This is a genomic window from Pseudomonas sp. FGI182, assembly GCF_000511325.1.
Classification (GTDB): Bacteria; Pseudomonadota; Gammaproteobacteria; order Pseudomonadales; family Pseudomonadaceae; genus Aquipseudomonas; species Aquipseudomonas putida_Z.
In genome coordinates this window covers 1,683,824-1,702,865 of record NZ_CP007012.1, presented here as the reverse complement: position 1 = coordinate 1,702,865, position 19,042 = coordinate 1,683,824, and the positions used below count along the sequence as shown (strand labels likewise).

Below are 19,042 nucleotides of genomic sequence, written 5' to 3'. Positions count from 1 at the left end.
AAGGTATGAACCCGACGCGCTATAGCACCGTGGCCAAGGACTTGATGGAAGGCATCGCCAGTGGCCGCTACCCAGTGGGCAGCCTGCTGCCGACAGAGTTCGAGCTGTGCGACCTGTACGATGTGAGCCGACACACTGTGCGCGCGGCGATCAACCAGTTGCTCAACCAAGGGCTGGTATCGCGGCGCAAGCGCGTGGGTACCCGGGTGGAGGCCAGCAGCCCGCGCGGTGGCTACTCGCAGTCACTGGCCAGCGTGGCGGACCTGGCGCACCTGGCGGAAACCCAACAACGGGAAATCCAGGACGTGCGCCACTTCGTCGCCGACCTGAGCGAGGCGGCGCGGCTGGGGCTGGTTCCGGGCGAGCACTACTTCTGCGTGTCGAGCATCCGTGTCGACCGCGTGCACAACGCGGCGCCGCTGTGCTGGACCGATGTGTACGCGCAGCGCGACTATGCCGAGGTCATCGAGTTGGCCCGCGAGCACCCCGACCAACTGATTGCGGGGCTGATCGAGCAGCACTATGGCCGGGCGATCGCGGTGGTCGACCAGCAGGTGCGGGCAGTGTTGCTGACCGCGGAAATGGCCCGGGTGCTGAAGGCCGAGGCAGGCGCGCCGGGGCTGAAGATCATTCGCCATTACCGCGAGGAAAACGGCGACCTGATGGCGGTGTCCGAGACGGTGCACCCGGATGATCGCTTTACCCTGGTTACCCAGATGCGCCGGGATCGGTCGCCTGGCTGATCAAACCAGCGCCATGCTCGATATCCCAAAACTTGCGCGATCCCTGTAGGAGCGGCCTTGTGTCGCGATAGGGCTGCACAGCAGCCCCAGGATTTCCGCGCAGGTGCACAAATTGCCGGGGCTGCTGCGCAGCCCTTTCGCGACACAAGGCCGCTCCTACAGGGATCGCGCATGTGGCCAGGTTTACCTCACATGTCCAACACCCGCTCAGCCTCCGCCAACTGCTGCCCCCGCACCGTGGTCACCCGATGGTCTCGCGCCAGCAAGGCATAGATCGTCGGCAGCACAAACAGGGTAAACAAGGTCCCCACCAGCATCCCGCACACGATCACCACCCCCAGGCCAAAGCGGCTGTTGGCCCCGGCGCCGCTGGCAAACAGCAGCGGCAGCACGCCGAAGGTCATCGCCGCCGTGGTCATCAGCACCGGCCGCAGGCGTATCTGCGCGGCGCGGACGATGGCGGCGGCACGGTCGAGGTTGTCACGCACCTGGATCTCGTTGGCGAACTCCACCATCAGGATGCCGTGCTTGCTGATCAGCCCGATCAGGGTCACCAGGCCGATCTGCGTGTAGATATTCAGCGTGGCCCAGCCCAGCGCCAGCGGCAGCAACGCACCGCAGATCGACAACGGCACGGTCACCAGGATGATCAGCGGGTCCACCAGGCTTTCGTACTGCGCGGCCAGCACCAGGTAGATCACCACCAGGGCGGCGAGAAACGCCCACATCAGGGCAAAGCCCTCCTGCACGTACTGGCGCGATTCCGATTGCCAGTCATGGCTGAAGCCAGGTGGCAGTTCGGCGGCAAGCTGTTCGAGAAATGCCACGGCATTCCCCATCGACACACCGGGCGCCGGGATCGCCTGCAGGGTACTGGCGTTCTGCTGGTCGAACTGCAGCAAGCGGTTGGGCGCCACTTCGATGTCCAGGTGCACCACTGTGGCCAGCGGCACCAGGCTGCCGTTTTCGGCGCGCACGTACTGGCGGTTCAGCGCCGCCGGCGTCAGGCGCTGGTCCTGGATGCTTTGCGGGATCACGTCGTAGGAGCGCCCGAACAGGGCGAAGCGGTTGAGGTACTGTTCGCCCACCAGCACGCCCAGCGACTCGCCGATGGCCTGCATGCTGATGCCCAGGCTGGCCGCCTTGGCGCGGTCGATGCGCACCTTGACCACCGGGTTGTTGTAGTCGAGGTCGCTGTCCACCACGCTGAACAGGCCGCTGCCGCGGGCGCGCTGCTTGATCATCTCCATGGTCTGGTACAGCTCGGGGTAGTCCTGTGCGCTGCGCAACACCATCTGCACCGGCAAGCCACCGCTGGAACCCGGCAGCGAGGCCACCTGGAAGGCGAAGATGCTGCTGCCCTCGATATCCGCCACGGCCTGCTGCAACTGCGCCTGCACCTGCGCGGCGGAACGCTCGCGGGCCTGCCACGCGCTGAGGTTGATGCCGCCGAAACTGGCGGCCGGGCCGTCGGTGCCGTTGATGATCCAGGTGTCGGTGGTTTCGGCGAGGGACTTCATCACCTGGTCCAGCTTCAGGGCAAAGCGCTCCACATAATCCAGGCTGGCATGCTGCGGCGACTTGATGGCCGTCAGCACCGCCGCCTGGTCCTCGGGCGGGGCCAGTTCGCGCTGCGGCAGCAGGTATAGCCAAGGCAGGCTCAGGCACACCAGAAGCGCCACACCACCACTGATCCAGCGATGCGACAGGGTGTAGGCAAGTACTCGCCCATAGGCCCCGGTCAGCATGCCGAACAGGCGGTCGGCCATGTTGGCCATGGCGCCATGCTGCTGGCCGGGTTGCAACAACAGCGAACTCATCACCGGCGACAGGGTGAGCGCGACGATGCCGGACACGATCACCGCCCCCGCCAGGGTCAGGGCAAACTCACGGAACAGCGTGCCGGTCAGCCCGCCCATCAAGCCGATCGGCGCGTATACGGCGGCCAGGGTCAGGGTCATGGCGATCACCGGCCCGGCGATTTCCCGCGCCCCGGCCAGCGCCGCGGCAACCGGCGACTTGCCCTCTTCGATATGGCGGTGCACGTTCTCCACCACCACGATGGCATCGTCCACCACCAGGCCGATGGCCAGCACCATCGCCAGCAAGGTCAGCAGGTTCAGGCTGAAGCCGAACAGCAGCATCAGGCCTGCCGCGCCGAGCATCGACAGCGGGATGGCCACCACCGCGATCACCACGCTGCGCAGCGAGCCCAGGCACAGCCAGATGACCAACACCACGATCAGCATGGCTTCCACCAGGGTGCGCAACACCTCGTCGATCGAGGCGTCGATGAAGCGTGCGGTCTCGTAGGCCAGCGCCACCTCCACCCCGGGTGGCAGGGTCTGGCGGATCTGCGGCAGCAGCTGGCGAATACCCTCGACGATCACCAGCGGGTTGCCGGTTGGGGTGGGGAACAGCCCCAGGTGCACGGCGGGCTTGCCGTCCATGGTGGCGCTGGTCTGTGTGGCGGCCGCGCTCAGCTCGACGGTGCCGACATCGCGCAGGCGCACCAGGTCGGTGCCATCGTTGCGGATGATCAGCTCGCGGAAGTCCTCGACCCGGGTCAGGTCGGTGTCCACCTGGATATCGGCCAGCACGTACTGCCCACGCACCTGCCCCGGCGTCGCCTGGTAGTTGTTGGCACGCACCGCCTGCGCCACGTCGGCGGCCGTCACCCCGCGCCCGGCCATCTGTTCGCTGTCCAGCCACAGGCGCATGGCCAGGCGCTGCCCGCCGAACGACTGCACCTTGGCCACACCGTCGATGCCGGAGAACTGCGGTTCCACCACCCGCGACAGGTAATCGCTCAGCTCGGGTATCGACAAGATTTCGCTGGCAAAGCCCACGTAAGCCACCGCCGTGGAGTCACCTGCCGACAGCTCCACCACCGGGTCGTAGGCCTTTTCCGGCAGGCGATAGCGCACCTGGTTGACCTTGGCCATGGTCTCGGCAAGCGCCTGGGTCGAATCGCGGTTGAGCACCATGCGCAAGGTGATCAGGCTGCGCCCCTGCTGCGACGACGAGGACAGGTAGTCGATGCCCTCGACCGACGACACCGCCTGGGTGATCGGCTGGGTCACGAAGCCTTGCATCAGCTCGGCAGAGGCGCCGGGGTACTCGGTGCTGATGGTGATGGTGGAGGTTTCCAGCAGCGGGTACTGGCGGATCGGCAGCTTGCCCATTGCAAACAGCCCCAGCAGGATGATCAGGCTGCTGACCACCAGCGCCAGCACCGGGCGGCGGACAAAGAGGTCGGTGAACTTCACGATTGCCGCCCTCCCTGGCTGGCCTGCAGGCTGTCTTGCGCCACTGGCTCGACCGGCATGCCGTCGCTCAGTTTCAACTGGCCGGAAACCACCACCTGGTCACCGGGCGCCAGGCCTGAGGTAATCTCCACCCGCCCCTGCCAGCGCTCACCGGTAGTCACCCGCACCCGGCTGACCCGGGTGCCCTGTTCCGGGTCCCGGGTAGCGACGAACACCGTCTGCCCGTAGGCGGTGTAGGTGATCGCGGTTTCCGGCACGGCCAGCACGCTTGACGGCTGCGCGGCATCCAGGCGCACGCCGGCGTACATACCCGGCTGCAACTGCCCGCCCGGGTTCGGCAAGGCCGCCTGCACCTGCACCAGGCGCGCCTTGCTCACCACCGGGTCCACCGCGACCACCCGGGCCTGGAAGTCCTGCCCGCGCACCGCATCCACCGTCAGCACCAGCAGTTGCCCCACGTGCACTTCGGGGGCGGCTTGTTCGCCCAGGGAAAAATTGACGTGAAGCTGGCTGATGTCGGCCAGGCTGGCGATGGTCTCACCGGCGCTCAGGTACTGGCCCTGATGCACCCGGCGAATGCCGAGCTTGCCGGCAAACGGCGCGCGTATCGCCTTCTGCGCGATCAGCGCCTCGACATGCTGCAGCTCACCGCTGGCCACGTCCACGGCGGTGGCCGCATTGTCGAGCAGCTCCTGTGACACGGCGTTCACCGCGCGCAGCTTGCGGCTGCGCTGCAGCACCACTTCGGCATTGCGCAGCCTGGCGCGCAACTGCACGCGCTGGGCCTGCTCCGGGGCATCGTTCAGCTGTACCAGCAATTGCCCTGCACTCACCCATTGCCCCGACTCGAAGGCGATGCGGGTGATGCGCCCCGCCGTCTCGGCCGCCACCTGTACCTGGTTGACCGCCTCCAGTTCCCCCGAGGCAAAGTTCTGCCGTGCCAGCTGCACCTGCTCGGCCGTGGCCAGCGCCACCTTGGTCGCCGGCCATGCCGCCGCAGCCGGCGGCGCCGAGCCACTGCCGACCAATGCATAGGCAGCGGCCAGCACACCTGCAACAGCGCCAGCCCAGGCCAGTAACGTCCTTTTGTTCATGCAGTGCTCCGATCATCAGGGAAAGCGGTTGCGGGGAAGATCGGGCAGGACTATAAGAGCTCGAGTTAACTTGAGGTCAACAGGCATGGCAGCGGACAACACACGGATGCTAACGGTAGGGGAAGTGGCCAAACGCAGCGGCGTGGCGGTTTCTGCGCTGCACTTCTACGAGACCAAGGGGCTGATCGCCAGCGTCCGTACGGCGGGTAACCAGCGCCGCTATCCTTCACTGGTGTTGCGTACGCTGGCCATTATCAAGGTGGCGCAGCGCACGGGTATTCCGCTTGAGGAGATCAAGCAGGCCTTCAGCCGCTATGCGCCCAACAGCAAGCTCACGGCAGCGCAATGGGGCGAGATGTCGACCGCCTGGCGCGAAGACCTGAACGCCCGCATTCGTACTCTGGAAGCGTTGCGCGACAGCCTGGACAACTGCATTGGTTGCGGCTGCCTGTCGCTGGAGGATTGCCCGCTGCGCAACCCCGAGGATGTGCTGGGCAAGGAAGGTACCGGGGCGCGGATTCTGGAGAAAAAGGCCCGATAGCCCGTCACCGGGTTTATCCCCACATCGCGTACCGCTGTAGGAGCGGCCTTGTGTCGCGAAAGGGCTGCAGAGCAGCCCCAGCAATTTGTGCATTTCGGCTGAGGTCCTGGGGCTGCTCCGCAGCCCGTTCGCGACACAAGGCCGCTCCTACAAGGAAACCGCCTGCCCCATAGGGTTCAGTCGCCTTTACCCAGCACATACCGGTCAAAATGCTCGATGTGCTCGTCCAGGTTGTCCTCGAGCATCATCCGGTACTGCTCGCAGAAATACTTCAACAGCTCCTCCCGCGCGGCAGCCAACTCCGCACCGGTCTTGAAACTGCGGGCACTCATCCAGGCATTGAAGCGCGAGGCGCCGAAGGTCAGCGAGGCACTGACCTTGCCCAGGTCTTCGATTTTCTCGATCTGCTGGTTCGCCAGTTCGATATGCGCATCCGCGCGGTCGTAAAAAGCCTGATCGGTAGCTTGTGTCATTGCGGTTTACCTTGTTGCAGCATTCAAGTTGAGTACCCGCGAAAAATTGTACCCCGTACACGTGAACCTGTATTGAGGCGCACAGTCTTAGGCGAGCCCTCAAATCGGCCTTGCCGCCGTCATTCACCAGAGCCATTCACCCCATGCGCCAAGCAGTCCGTCGCTCCCCCTTTGTCTCGCTCTGCTTCATTCCTTTTCTTCCCCTGTTCGCCAACCCCGCCCATGCCAGCGGGGAAAGGCAACTGGTGGCAGCCATCAACGACTATCGCACCCAGCCACAACGCTGCGAGCGGCGCATTGTCCGGGGCTCGACGCCACTTGTGCTGAAACCGAAACTGGCATTGCCGGTCGGCTACGGCGGGGGTTTGCGAGAAGGATTGAAAGCTGCGGGTTATCAGGCGGTGAAGGTGCGGGCCATCCGCCTGGTCGGCGCGCGAGATGCCGAGGAGGCCTTTGACATGCTGCGCAGCGACTACTGCGCAGCCCTGCTCGATAGCCAATATGCCGATATCGGCGTCAGTCGCTCACGCAATGAATGGCGGGTGCTGCTGGCTCGGCCCCTGCTCGATGCCCAGCTCGGCGATAGGCGATCGGCAAGCAACGCGTTGCTGGCACAGGTGAACGCTGCACGGGCGAAACCACGCCTGTGTGGTCGCAAGCGCTTTGCCGCTGCACGCCCGTTGACCTGGAACACCGCCCTGGGAACGGCGGCGCAGCGCCACAGCCGGGCGATGGCCAACGACAATTTCTTCGCGCACCGCGACCTCGACGGTGATCTACCCGCGGATCGGGCCTGGGATGCCGGTTACCGTGGGCGGCAGATCGGCGAGAACATTGCCGCAGGCCAGGGGTCACCGAGCAAGGCGATGGCCGGCTGGCTGGCCAGCCCCGGGCATTGCGCCAACCTGATGAACCCGATGTTTACCCAGGTGGGTGCGGCCTTTGCCGAGAACTCGCGTAGCGATAACGGCGTTTACTGGACGATGCTGTTCGGCGCGCCTTGAAGGGCACGTGCCAGCCCTGTGACCAGGGCTGGCCTGCCGATCGTTGCCTGCACCACCTCTGACAACCCCGCCATACCTCCCCCCTCGCAGTCTCAGATGACTGGCGCTGGCGATGACACATCGCTTGTATATGACACTTTGTGTCATTAATATCGCGATTGTGTCCTGACGGCGCCCTCGCCGATCAGCAATCCCATCGCCCTTCCCCATGCAGGTACCGCCCATGACGAACACCATGCAGACCCCCAAGGACCAACTCGTCAAACTCGCACAGCAGCAGATGCTGACGGCGCTGGCCGACAACACCTACACCCCTCGACAAAAACTCGCCCTCACCTGCCGCATCCTGTTCGACGGTGGCCACGACTCCGGCCTGGCCGGGCAGATCACCGCCCGCGCAGAGCAGCCTGGCACCTACTACACGCAACAACTCGGCCTGGGCTTCGACGAGATCGCCGCTTCCAACCTGCTGGTGGTCGACGAAGACCTCACCGTGCTGCAAGGCCGCGGCATGGCCAACCCGGCCAACCGCTTCCACAGCTGGCTGTACCGCGCACGCCCCGACGTCAACTGCATCATCCACACCCACCCGCTGCACAGCGCCGCCCTGTCGATGCTGGAAGTGCCACTGGCCATCTCGCACATGGACCTGTGCCCGCTGTTCGACGACTGCGCGTTCCTCAAGGAATGGCCCGGCGTACCGGTGGGCAACGAAGAAGGTGAAATCATTTCCAGGGCGATCGGCGACAAGCGCGCGATCCTGCTTTCCCACCATGGCCTGCTGATCGCCGGCCGCTCGATCGAGGAAGCCTGCGTCCTTGCCATGCTGTTCGAGCGCGCGGCAAAGATGCAGCTGCTGGCCATGGGCGCCGGTGAAATTCGCCCCATCCCGGATGCCCTGGGCAAGGAAGCCCACGACTGGATCTCCACCCCCAAACGTCATGGTGCCGCGTTCAGCTACTACGCGCGCCGTGCCTTGCGTGCCCATGGCGACTGCCTGGGCTGACTGAAGCTGTACTCTTTCCCCAACAACGGCAGAGGTGCCTGGTTATGTCTACACCTGTAATTCGCGGCGTTATCGGCTACACCATCACTCCCTTCACGGCAGACGGCGCGCTCGACCTGGATGCCCTGGGCCTGTCCATCGACCGCCTGATAGAAGACGGCGTACACGCCATCGCACCACTGGGCAGCACCGGCGAAGGCGCCTACCTGTCCGACAGCGAATGGGAAACGGTGGTGCGCTTCAGCCTGGCACGCATTGCCGGCCGCGTACCCAGCGTGGTCAGCGTCTCCGACCTGACTACCGCACGCACCGTGCAACGCGCCCGCCTGGCACAGGCCTGCGGCGCCACGGCGGTGATGGTGCTGCCCATCTCCTACTGGAAGCTCACCGAAGCCGAAGTGGTCGCCCACTACAAGGCGGTGGGCGCGGCCATCGACATTCCGATCATGCTCTACAACAACCCGGGCACCAGCGGCACCGACCTGTCGGTGGAGCTGATCCTGCGCATCCTCGGCGAAGTGCCCAATGTGACGATGGTCAAGGAAAGCACCGGCGACATCCAGCGCATGCACCGCCTGTTCAAGGCCACCGATGGCCAGGTGGCCTTCTACAACGGTTGCAACCCGCTCACCCTGGAAGCCCTGGTGGCCGGCGCCACTGGCTGGTGCACCGCCGCGCCCAACCTGATCCCGGCGCTGAACCTGGCGCTGTGGGACGCGGTGCAGCAAGGCGACCTGGCTGAAGCTCGCGCGCTGTTCTACCGCCAGTACGAACTGCTGGAATACATCACCCGCCGTGGCCTGCCCACCACCATCAAGGCCGGTTTGAAGATGCTCGGCCAGGATGTCGGCGCTCCACGCCTGCCCCTGCAGCTGCTGGATGCGCAAGGCAGCGCGTACCTGAAGGGCTTGCTGGACGCCCTGGGCGAGGCCGACTGAACCATCGAGACCTGTCCGGCAGCAACTGGCTGCCGGGCAGTGCCTACTGCACCATCACCGTAGAGACTCACCATGAAAGTCCACTTCATCGTCCACGAATCATTCGAAGCACCCGGTGCCTATGAAACCTGGGTCAAGGCCCGAGGTCATGACGCCAGCTACTCCCGTGTCTACGCCAACCAGGCCCTGCCTGCGGATGCCAGCCACTTCGACCTGCTGGTCGTGCTCGGAGGGCCACAAGACCCGGCCACCACCGTCGCACAATGTCCACACTTCGATGCTGCCGCCGAATGTCGGCTGATCCGGCAAGCCATTACTGCCGGCAAGGCCGTGGTCGGTATCTGCCTGGGCTCCCAGCTCATCGGTGAGGCATTGGGTGCCCGGTTTGGCCACAGCCCGGAAAAGGAAATTGGCAAATTCCCCATCCGCCTGACAGCTGCAGGCAAAGCCGATGGCAAAGTCGCCCACTTTGGCGAAGTTCTACAGGTCGGCCATTGGCACAACGACATGCCAGGCCTGACGGCCGACGCCAAAGTCCTCGCCACCAGCGAAGGCTGCCCGCGCCAGATCGTCGAATACAGCAATCTGGTGTATGGCTTCCAGTGCCACATGGAGTTCACCGCCGAGGTGGTCGAACTGCTGATCGCCGCGTCCGAAGGTGAACTGGCCACCCTCGCCGATCGCCGCTTCGTACAGCAACCCGCCGCGCTGCGCGCCAACAACTGGGATGAGATGAACCATAAGCTGTTCGTGTTCCTCGACCACCTGGTCGAGGAATACAACGCAACTGCTTTGCACAAGACCGATACGTCAATACAGCCCCTGTAGGAGCGGCCTTGTGTCGCGATGGGGCGCGCAGCGGCCCCAGCATTCTCAGCTTCGCCGCAGAAATCGCTGGGGCCGCTTTGCGGCCCTTTCGCGACACAAGGCCGCTCCTACGAGGGATCGCGCCATCGCCAGCCAAAGAAGCTTCACTCAAGTTGGCGGATTCGCATGCATCACCCGCCCCCCTGCCCCCGGCCGATCGACGAACAGCACATCCAGCACACTGTTACGCAACCCCTTCAACGCATTCCAGTTCGCCGACGCATGCACATACCTGTCGCGCAAAAAACGCTGCTCATCCTCGGTCAACCCAGGCTGCTCACTCTCACCCAAGGCAAACCCGTGCAACTTGCGGCTGATGCCCAGCAACTCCTCCGGCAACCGATGCTCAGCCTGCCCACCCAACGGCGCAAACGGCACACCCGCCCGCACCGCCAACTCACGCATGATGCTCAGGTACACCCGGGAAAGCTGCCCCGCCACTTCCCGCTCGCGGTACACCGCCGCATACACCTGCTTTTGCGCCTCGCTCGGCCGGCCACCGGCAATCGGCTCCTCCCAGGCCAGCACCTGTGGCCTGGGCGCCCCCAGTTCGCCGAACGCCGACGCCAGCAAGGCACTGACGGTGGCATGCACCCGAGTCTGCTCGGCGCGCATACCCAGCGGCACCCGCTGTGACTGCGGTTTGCACAGCAGCACCTGCTCTTGCGTGGTATCCGGGTAACCACCGCCAATGTTCGAGTGCACGCCCGGCAACACGATGTCATGGCCACTGCGCACCAGCGGGAAGTTGTGCCGCTGCTCGTCACCCGCCACCAGCTGCACCATTTGCCGGGCAATGCCCGCACCCAGGCCCAGGCGCAAGCCACCATGGCGGTCGTCGGCGGGGTCGAAGTCGCCCTGCAGCGGCGCGATGATCGCCGCCACCGTGTCGAACAGGCCGATGAAATTGATAACGATGCCGCAGGACACAGCCAACAGGCTGCTGCCGCCATCATGCAGCAGGTTGGCCAGATGCCGCACAGCCGCCGCACCCCGGCTGAAACCGAACAGGTCGAACTCGACCCGCTCGAGCCTTGCCTGTGGATGCGCCTGGCCCCAGTCCCGCAACTGCCCGGCAATTCCCGCCAAGGCCTCGGCGACCCGCGCCTCGGCCCCCCAGCGCCCACACCCGGTGGCCGAGGCATAGGCATGATCCGCCTCCCCGGCCAAGGTGCCAACGCCCTCGACATAGCGCTTCAGAAACGCCATGGTCCCGTCAGCATTGGCCCCCTGCGCCGGATACAGCGCATGCAACAGGGCCACATTGCTCAAGGCATTGGCATAACTGCCCCCTTTACCCACCGGTGCATCCACCGGCATCACATTGTTCAGGTTGTTACCGGTGCCATCGAAGAACACGCCAAAACGCAGAGTGACCGGCGTGATGCGTGCAGTGCTACAGCTGTTCAGGCCCATTGTCCTGCCTCCTGCTTGTACAAAAAGCACAAGCAGGCGCCAGCACGCCGCCGCGGAACATCAGGCAATGGCCATTCCTTTACAGGACATTTCGGCAACGCTGCCAGATGTTTGTCTTGAGCGTTGAGGTGATGCAGAGATCGAGCGCCGCCCGCGCGGCGCTTCGCGGCACAAGGCCGCTCCCACATCTGTTTCGGGCCAGTTATTCCTGTGCCAGGTGGGTTGCAGCCTTGGTGCATGACTGGAGATGGATGAAGAACAACTGCGCCCTTCAATATCGAATGGAACAAACAAGGCGGACAGAGGAGACCTTACAGGAATGACTGGCCCGAAACAGATGTGGGAGCGGCCTTGTGCCGCGAAGCGCCGCGCGGGCGGCGCTCGATCTCACAGGCCCCGAAAATGCCACGGCGAGCACCTGGCGGCCCGATACATTATGTAAAACGCACCTAAATTTCCCTGCCGCCATTGGTCGCCACCCCCCCGGATGGATTAAAGTATCACCCCTTGCCAGGGCTGCTGCTTCCAGCCGCCTGCGGCCCCATACCAGGAACCGTCACCGATGGAACACCGTGAAGCGCTGATCGCGCTGCGCACCTTTCTTTCTTCCCAGATCCTAGGCCAGGAGAAACTGGTCGAGCGGCTGTTGATCGTGCTCCTGGCCGACGGCCACATGCTGGTCGAAGGTGCGCCGGGCCTGGCCAAGACCAAGGCCATCAAAGAGCTCGCCGAAGGCATCGAGGCGCAGTTCCATCGCATCCAGTTCACCCCCGACCTGCTCCCGGCCGACATCACCGGCACCGAAATCTATCGCCCGGAAACCGGCAGCTTCGTTTTCCAGCAGGGGCCGATCTTCCACAACCTGGTGCTGGCCGACGAAATCAACCGCGCCCCGGCCAAGGTGCAGTCCGCACTGCTCGAAGCCATGGCCGAACGCCAGGTCAGCGTGGGCCGCAGCACCTACGACCTGTCGCCGCTGTTCCTGGTGATGGCAACGCAGAACCCGATCGAGCAGGAAGGCACCTACCCGCTGCCCGAAGCCCAGCTCGACCGCTTCCTGATGCACGTGAAAATCGGCTTCCCCGACGCTGCGGTAGAGCGGCGCATCCTGTTGCAGGCCCGTGGTGAAGCCCTGGGCGGCGAGACCAAGCCCGAGCGCCGGGTCAGCCAGCAGGCGATCTTCGCCGCCCGCAAGGAAATCCTCGGCCTGTACATGGCCGACGCGGTGGAGGAATACCTGGTGCAACTGGTGATGGCCACCCGCACCCCAGCCAAGTTCGATGCCGAACTGGCCGACTGGATCGCCTACGGCGCCAGCCCGCGTGGTTCCATTTCGCTGGACCGCTGCGCGCGCGCCCACGCCTGGCTGGCCGGGCGCGATTTCGTCAGCCCCGAAGACATCCAGGCGGTGCTGTTCGACGTACTGCGCCACCGCATCATCCTCTCGTTCGAGGCCGAGGCGGCGGGGATCGACCAGGACCGCGTGGTCCAGCGCATCCTCGACGTCGTCGCCGTTGCCTGAGCCCATGCCCACCGCGTCGCTGGCCGAGCCCGGCATCCGCATCGGCCTTGCCGAGCTGATCGACATGCGCCACCGCGTGCGCGAAATCCAGCTGTTTTCCCGGCCCGGCCAGCGCAGCCCGCTGGTGGGCCTGCACCACTCCAAGCTTCGCGGGCGCGGCGTGGACTTCGACCAGGTGCGCGTTTACCAGGCCGGCGACGATGTGCGCAACATCGACTGGCGGGTCACCGCGCGCACTCAGGAGCCGCACACCAAGCTGTTCCACGAAGAGCGCGAACGGCCCATCTTCATCCTCGTCGAGCAGAGCCAACGGCTGTTCTTCGGCTCGGGGCTGATGTTCAAGTCGGTGCTGGCCGCCCAGGCCGCCGCGCTGTTTGGCTGGGCCGCGCTGGGCCACAACGACCGCATCGGCGGGTTGGTGTTCGGCGACAACGAACACCACGAAATCAAGCCCCGGCGCAGCAAGCAGAGCCTGCTGCAACTGCTCAACCGCCTGGCCAAGGTCAACCAGGCGCTGCACACCGAAGCCAGCCCCGGGGCCGACAGCCTCGGCCTGGCCCTGCGCCGCGCCCGCGAAGTGCTACGCCCCGGCAGCCTGGCCATCGTGATCTGCGATGAGCGCTCGCTCACTGCCCAGGTGGAGCAGCACCTGGCCATGCTCTCGCGCCATTGCGACCTGCTGCTGATGCCGGTGTCCGACCCGCTCGACCACGCCCTGCCTGCCGCCGGCCTGCTGCGCTTTGCCCAGCGCAGCGCGCAGCTGGAGCTCGACACCCTGGACGCCAACCTGCGCCAGGCCTACCGCCAGCAGGCCGAAGCGCGCATCGAGCGCTGGGAGCTGATGGCGCAAAAGCTGCGCGTGCTGCTGATGCCACTGAGCACCCAAAGCGAAATGATCGAGCAACTGCGCGAGTACCTGAACGCCCAGCGGCCACGGAGCGCGTCATGAAGAGCAGCGGCCAATGAACCCGCTTGACCAACTGCAGCCGCTGATCGCCCCCGCGCCGATCGGCCTGTGGCCACCGGCACCCGGCTGGTGGCTGCTGCTGGCCGTGCTGCCGCTGCTGGCCTGGGGCCTGTGGCGGGTGCGCCACTGGCGCCCGGGCAAACGCCGCATCGTGCGTGCCGAACAACCCTTGGACCCGGTGCGCGTGGAAGCGCTGGCCGAACTGGCGCGGCTGCCGCGCCCCTACGACGGCGCCCCGGCCGGGGCCTGGCTGCAACAGATCAACGCCCTGCTCAAGCGCCTGTGCCGCAGCCACTACCCGGGTGCCAACAGCCATACCCTGAACGGTCGCCAGTGGTTGGCGTTTCTTGACAACCGCTGCCCGGCCGCCGGCCTGACCCGCTGGATGGTACTGGTAGAGGGCGCCTACAAACCCGAGTGCAAGCTCGACGACAAGGCCATCGCCGGGCTCAGCCAAGCCGTCGAAACCTGGATTCGCAAGCATGTTTGAACTGGCCTGGCCGTGGGTCTTCGCCCTGTTGCCGCTGCCGTGGCTGGCGCGCCTGGTGCTGCCGGCCGCCGACAGCGGCGAACCGGTGCTCAAGGTGGGCTTTCTCGACGAACTGGAAGGCCTGGCCGGGCGCCGCGCGCGGCTCAACCTGCCGACCTGGCGCCAGCAGGCGCCCTTTGTCGTCATCTGGCTGTTGCTGCTGTGCGCCGCCGCCCGCCCGCAATGGTTGGGCGAGCCGGTGCCAGTGGCTGCCAGCGGCCGCGACCTGCTGGTGGCGGTGGATGTGTCCGGGTCGATGGACTTCCCCGACATGCAGTGGCAGAACGAAGAAATCAGCCGCCTCGACCTGGTCAAGGCGCTGCTCGGCGACTTTCTGCAGGACCGCGAAGGCGACCGCGTCGGCCTGATCCTGTTCGGCAGCCAGGCCTACCTGCAGGCGCCGCTCACTTTCGACCGGCGCACCGTGCGCACCTTCCTCGACGAGGCGCAGATCGGCATCGCCGGCAAGAACACTGCCATTGGCGATGCCATTGGCCTGGCGGTCAAGCGCCTGCGTCAACGCCCGGCACAAAGCCGGGTGCTGGTGCTGATCACCGACGGCGCCAACAACGGCGGGCAGATCCACCCGCTGACCGCCGCCCGCCTGGCCGCCCAGGAAGGCGTGCGTATCTACACCATCGGCATCGGCGCCAACCCCGAGGCCAGTGGCACCCCCGGCCTGCTCGGCCTGAACCCGAGCCTGGACCTGGACGAAGCCTCGCTCAAGGAAATTGCCGACATCACCCACGGTACCTACTTCCGCGCCCATGACGGCGCCGAACTGGACGCCATCGGCGACACCCTCGACCAGCTCGAACCGGTGGCCCAGCAACCGACCCAGGCGCGCACGGCCAAGGCCCTGTATGCCTGGCCCCTGGCCCTGGCCTTGCTGCTGAGCGTGCTGCTGGTGCTGGCCGTGCAATGGCCCGACAACCTGCTGCACCGCCTGCTGCGCAAGCCGCGCTTCCTGCAACCGCACCCGGAATGGCGCCAGCGCCTGAAGCGCCTGCGCCTGAGGAGGCGGCGATGATCGAACTATGGCCCGAATGGCTGCGCCCGCTCTGGCTGCTGGCCGTGCCCCTGCTCGCCTGGCTGCTGTACAAACTGTGGCACCGGCGCAAGCGCGCCGGGCGCTGGCAGATGATTCTGCCGCCGGCGTTCCATGGCGTCCTGCTCGGCGGTGGCAGCGGCAGCACCAGCAAGCTGCCGTGGGTGGCGCTGGGCCTGGCCTGGGTGCTGGTGATCCTGGCGCTGCTCGGGCCCAGTTGGCAGCGCGTGGAAGAAAGCCGCCAGCGCCCGGCCGACCCGCTGGTGATCCTGCTCGAACTGACCCCGCAGATGCTCGCCGAGGACAGCCCGCCCAACCGCCTGGAGCAGGCGCGGCGCAAGATCCTCGACCTGCTGGAGCACCGCCGCGACAGCCAGACCGCGCTGGTGGTCTACGCTGGCTCCGCGCACACCCTGGTGCCACTGTCCGATGACCTGGCCACCAGCCGCAACCTGCTCGAGGCGATCGACCCGTCGATCATGCCCAAACCCGGCCAGCGCGCCGACCTGGCCGTGCAAAAAGGCCTGGCCCTGCTGGCCCAGAGCGGCCTGGGCCAGGGCCGCCTGCTGCTGGTCGGCTCGTCGCTCAGCGCCCCGGAGCGCCAAGGCATCGCCCAGGCCCTCGGCCGCCAGGGCCCGAGCCTGCTGATGCTGGGCATCGGCAGCCGCGAAGGCGCACCGGTGCGCCAGGCCAATGGCGAATACCTCAAGGACGACCAGGGCGGCATCCTGTTGCCACGCCTGGACAGCGCCAGCCTCAAGGGCTTCATCAGCGGCACCGGCGGGCGCTACCGGCATGCCCGCATCGACGACCTCGACCTGCGTGGCCTGGGCCTGTTCGACAACCCGCGCGCCGGGCGCAATGACGGCCAGACCCTGCAACTGGACAGCTGGGCCGACCAGGGTTACTGGCTGCTGCTGCCGCTGTTGCTGCTGGCCGCCTGTGCCGGCCGACGCGGCTGGCTGTTCTGCCTGCCGCTGCTGCTGGCCCTGCCCCAGCCCAGCCAGGCCTTCGAGTTCAACGACCTGTGGCTGCGCCCCGACCAGCAAGGCCAGCGCCTGCTGGAGCAGAACCGCCCGGCCAGCGCTGCGCGCCAGTTCCAGGACCCGCAATGGCGCGGCATGGCCCTGTACCAGGCGGGCGACTATGCCGGCGCCGCCGAGGCCTTTTCCCAAGGCGACACCGCCGCCGCCCACTACAATCGAGGCAATGCCCTGGCCCACAGCGGTGAACTGGAAGCAGCCCTGGACGCCTACGAACAAGCCCTGGAACGCCAGCCCGACCTGCAAGTGGCGCTGGACAACCAGGCACTGGTGCAGCAACTGCTGCAACAGCGCGAAGCCAAGGCCGAGGAACAACCGGCCGGCAGCGATGCCCAAGGCACGCCCGGCAGCGAAACCGAAGGCAACAGCAGCTCGGCCAGCAGCCCGGCCCAGGGCACGCCCGGCAACGACGAACAAGCCAGCGCCGAACAGCCCGGCGAAGGCAGCAGCAACAGCCAGGTAGCGCCCGGCAACCAGGCGGGCGCGGATGACAGCGTCATCCAGCCGCCGCAGCGCCCGGTATCGACCAGCCTCGATGCCGAACAGCGCCAGGCCCTGGAACAATGGCTGCGGGAGATCCCCGACAACCCGGCGGAGCTGCTGCGGCGCAAATTCTGGTATGAACAGCAATTGCATCAGGAAACCCCACGATGAGTCGCTTCGGCGTCTTTCTCCTCAGTCTGCTGTGGGCCGTGCTGGCCCAGGCCGAACCGTTGCTGCGCGCCAGCGTCGACCGTACCCGCCTGGAAGCCGGCGAAAGCCTGGAGCTCACCCTGGAAAGCCAGGACGTCACCCAGTTCGGCAAGCCCGACCTGCGCGCGCTGGAGGGTGACTTCGAAGTGCGCGGCACGCGCCAACTGAACAGCCTGCACAGTCTCGACGGCGAAACCCGCGCCAGCACCCGCTGGATCATCACCCTGCTGCCGCGGCGCAGCGGCAGCCTGCGCATCCCCGAACTGCAACTGGGCCAGTCGCACAGCCAGGCCATCGAACTGCAAGTGCTGCAGGCCGATGCCAGCCGCCAGGACAGTGCCTCGCAGGTGTTCATCGAAGCCACGCTCGACAGCAGCGAGGTCTACGTCCAGGCCCAGGCCGTGCTCACCCTGCGCATCTACCATTCGGTGGCACTGTACGACGACAGCAGCCTCAGCCCGCTGCAACTGGAAAACGCCAAAGTCGAACCGCTGGGTGAATCGCGCACCTATGAAAAGGAAATCAACGGCGTCCGCCACGGCGTGATCGAAACCCGCTATGCCGTGTATGCCCAGCAAAGCGGCACCCTCGACATCCCGCCACTGACCTTCACCGCCACCGCCGCCGCCAGCCCGGACCAAGCCCCACAAGCCAACGGCACGGCCCGGGCCGGCCACCAGGTGCAGGTCAGCTCGCTGCCATTGCGCCTGGCCGTACGGCCGATTCCGGCGGCCTGGCCTGCTGGCGTGCCATGGCTACCGGCCCGCAGCCTGACCCTGGAAGAGCACTGGAACCCCGACCCTGGCAACCAGCAGGTGCAGATTGGCGACTCGCTGACCCGCAACATCACCTTGCGTGCCGAAGGCTTGTCCAGCACCCAGTTGCCGCCGCTGCCAGCCACCGAAATCACCGGCCTGCGCCGTTACCCCGACCAGCCGTTGCTGCGCAACGAAATCAGCGAGCGCGGCATGACCGCCAACCGCGAAGAGCGCGAAGCCCTGGTGCCGACCCACAGCGGTACGCTGGCCCTGCCGGCGCTGGAAGTGGCCTGGTGGAACACCCGCGAAGACCACCTGGAGCACAGCAGCCTGCCGGCGCGCACGCTGAACGTGCAGGACAACCCGGCGCTGAGCGCCGACACCCCGGTTGGTGACAACAGCAGTGCCAGCAGCTTGCTGTGGCCATGGCAGCTGGCCACCCTGGTGTTCGCCCTCACCACCTTGCTGGGCTTTGCCCTGTGGTGGCGCGCCCGCTCACAGCCAGCGGTGCTGCGCGCCGCGCAGGCCGGGCCGAGCCCGCGTACCTTGCTGGATGATCTCAAGCGCGCGTGCCAGGCCAACGACCCACAGGCAACCCGCCAGGCGCTGGACGCCTGGGCCCGCCAGCAGCCGGAGACCCTGGCCGAGATGGCGGCGCGGTTCGTGCCGTTGTCGGATGCACTGGATGGGTTGAACGGGGCGCTGTATAGCGAGAGCGGGCAGTATTGGCAGGGTGAAGACTTGTGGCGGGCGATCGGTACGATTCCGCCGGCTGAGCAGGTATTGCTGCCGACCGGCGAGAACGGCAGCCTGCCGCCGCTCTATCCCAAGTAAGTGGTTGCTGTGCGGGCCTCTTCGCGGGCATGCCCGCGAACACCGGCGCAGCCGGTGCCACCGTAAGATATTTCTGAACCTGCCCCCAATGCTTCAGAATCAACCCGCTTAGGACACAGCCCCAAGACAAGCGCGGCCCCTGTAGGAGCGGCCTTGTGTCGCGAAAGGGGCGCAAAGCGCCCCCAGGATCTTCGCATCACCGCAAAATCGCCGGGGCCGCCTTGCGGCCCTTTCGCGACACAAGGCCGCTCCTACAGAAAGCGTGATCGCATCAAGGCTGCCAGGTGTTCGCCGACA

Annotated in this window: 16 protein-coding genes; 12 read left to right on the top strand and 4 right to left on the bottom strand. The window is 66.1% G+C overall.

Going from position 1 to position 19,042, the window contains the following annotated elements; genetic code table 11:
- The first annotated feature begins 5 nt into the window (after nucleotides 1–5).
- Nucleotides 6–743, top strand: a complete 738-nt coding sequence (locus C163_RS07675) for a GntR family transcriptional regulator (protein ID WP_025338278.1) — start codon at nucleotides 6–8, stop codon at nucleotides 741–743.
- 188 nt (nucleotides 744–931) lie between these two features.
- On the opposite strand, the gene C163_RS07670 is transcribed toward C163_RS07675, so the two are convergent.
- Nucleotides 932–4,012 (bottom strand): MexW/MexI family multidrug efflux RND transporter permease subunit, encoded by a 3,081-nt coding sequence (locus C163_RS07670; RefSeq protein ID WP_025338277.1) that lies wholly within the window; start codon nucleotides 4,010–4,012, stop codon nucleotides 932–934.
- On the bottom strand, nucleotides 4,009–5,106 hold the full coding sequence (locus C163_RS07665) for an efflux RND transporter periplasmic adaptor subunit (RefSeq protein WP_025338276.1): 1,098 nt from the start codon (nucleotides 5,104–5,106) through the stop codon (nucleotides 4,009–4,011). Before C163_RS07665 ends, C163_RS07670 begins: the two co-directional genes overlap by 4 nt.
- Before the next feature lie 85 nt (nucleotides 5,107–5,191).
- Here C163_RS07665 and soxR point away from each other — a divergent pair, with 85 nt between their 5' ends.
- Nucleotides 5,192–5,647: a redox-sensitive transcriptional activator SoxR gene (gene soxR / locus C163_RS07660; RefSeq protein ID WP_016500816.1), complete on the top strand. Its 456-nt coding sequence runs from the start codon at nucleotides 5,192–5,194 to the stop codon at nucleotides 5,645–5,647.
- A gap of 176 nt (nucleotides 5,648–5,823) precedes the next feature.
- Here soxR and C163_RS07655 read toward each other — a convergent pair whose 3' ends face one another.
- Nucleotides 5,824–6,120 (bottom strand): DUF3144 domain-containing protein, encoded by a 297-nt coding sequence (locus tag C163_RS07655; RefSeq protein ID WP_025338275.1) that lies wholly within the window; start codon nucleotides 6,118–6,120, stop codon nucleotides 5,824–5,826.
- Nucleotides 6,121–6,263: 143 nt separating this feature from the next.
- Here C163_RS07655 and C163_RS07650 point away from each other — a divergent pair, with 143 nt between their 5' ends.
- From C163_RS07650 to C163_RS07635, 4 genes are all read left to right on the top strand, one after another.
- A complete protein-coding gene (locus C163_RS07650) occupies nucleotides 6,264–7,124 on the top strand; it encodes a CAP domain-containing protein (protein WP_025338274.1) in 861 nt (286 codons plus the stop codon).
- Nucleotides 7,125–7,347: 223 nt separating this feature from the next.
- Entirely contained in the window at nucleotides 7,348–8,130 is a 783-nt protein-coding gene (locus tag C163_RS07645) for an aldolase (protein ID WP_025338273.1), read from the top strand.
- 44 nt (nucleotides 8,131–8,174) lie between these two features.
- Nucleotides 8,175–9,068 carry a dihydrodipicolinate synthase family protein gene (locus C163_RS07640; protein ID WP_025338272.1) on the top strand — a complete coding sequence of 298 codons (894 nt, stop codon included), beginning with the start codon at nucleotides 8,175–8,177 and terminating at the stop codon, nucleotides 9,066–9,068.
- Nucleotides 9,069–9,140: 72 nt separating this feature from the next.
- Nucleotides 9,141–9,896: a type 1 glutamine amidotransferase gene (locus C163_RS07635; RefSeq protein ID WP_025338271.1), complete on the top strand. Its 756-nt coding sequence runs from the start codon at nucleotides 9,141–9,143 to the stop codon at nucleotides 9,894–9,896.
- 147 nt (nucleotides 9,897–10,043) lie between these two features.
- Here the strand turns inward: C163_RS07635 and C163_RS07630 are convergent, their stop codons facing one another.
- Complete coding sequence (locus tag C163_RS07630) at nucleotides 10,044–11,351, bottom strand: DUF2235 domain-containing protein (protein WP_025338270.1); 1,308 nt, start codon at nucleotides 11,349–11,351, stop codon at nucleotides 10,044–10,046.
- A gap of 562 nt (nucleotides 11,352–11,913) precedes the next feature.
- On the opposite strand from C163_RS07630, the gene C163_RS07625 reads away from it, so the two are divergent.
- The 6 genes from C163_RS07625 to C163_RS07600 are packed head-to-tail and all read left to right on the top strand — an operon-like array spanning nucleotide 11,914 to nucleotide 18,745.
- Nucleotides 11,914–12,873 (top strand): MoxR family ATPase, encoded by a 960-nt coding sequence (locus C163_RS07625; RefSeq protein WP_013971644.1) that lies wholly within the window; start codon nucleotides 11,914–11,916, stop codon nucleotides 12,871–12,873.
- A 4-nt stretch (nucleotides 12,874–12,877) separates the two neighbouring features.
- On the top strand, nucleotides 12,878–13,822 hold the full coding sequence (locus tag C163_RS07620) for a DUF58 domain-containing protein (RefSeq protein ID WP_025338269.1): 945 nt from the start codon (nucleotides 12,878–12,880) through the stop codon (nucleotides 13,820–13,822).
- Nucleotides 13,823–13,835: 13 nt separating this feature from the next.
- Nucleotides 13,836–14,330, top strand: coding sequence for a DUF4381 domain-containing protein (locus C163_RS07615; RefSeq protein ID WP_015269461.1), 495 nt, complete (start codon nucleotides 13,836–13,838; stop codon nucleotides 14,328–14,330).
- The gene (locus C163_RS07610; RefSeq protein WP_015269460.1) at nucleotides 14,323–15,399 is read left to right on the top strand and encodes a VWA domain-containing protein; all 1,077 of its coding nucleotides are present in this window, start codon (nucleotides 14,323–14,325) and stop codon (nucleotides 15,397–15,399) included. Before C163_RS07615 ends, C163_RS07610 begins: the two co-directional genes overlap by 8 nt.
- Nucleotides 15,396–17,114, top strand: coding sequence for a tetratricopeptide repeat protein (locus C163_RS07605; protein ID WP_025338268.1), 1,719 nt, complete (start codon nucleotides 15,396–15,398; stop codon nucleotides 17,112–17,114). Before C163_RS07610 ends, C163_RS07605 begins: the two co-directional genes overlap by 4 nt.
- Nucleotides 17,111–18,745, top strand: a complete 1,635-nt coding sequence (locus C163_RS07600; RefSeq protein WP_025338267.1) for a BatD family protein — start codon at nucleotides 17,111–17,113, stop codon at nucleotides 18,743–18,745. The genes C163_RS07605 and C163_RS07600 overlap by 4 nt, the downstream gene beginning before the upstream one ends.
- Nucleotides 18,746–19,042 lie beyond the last annotated feature (297 nt).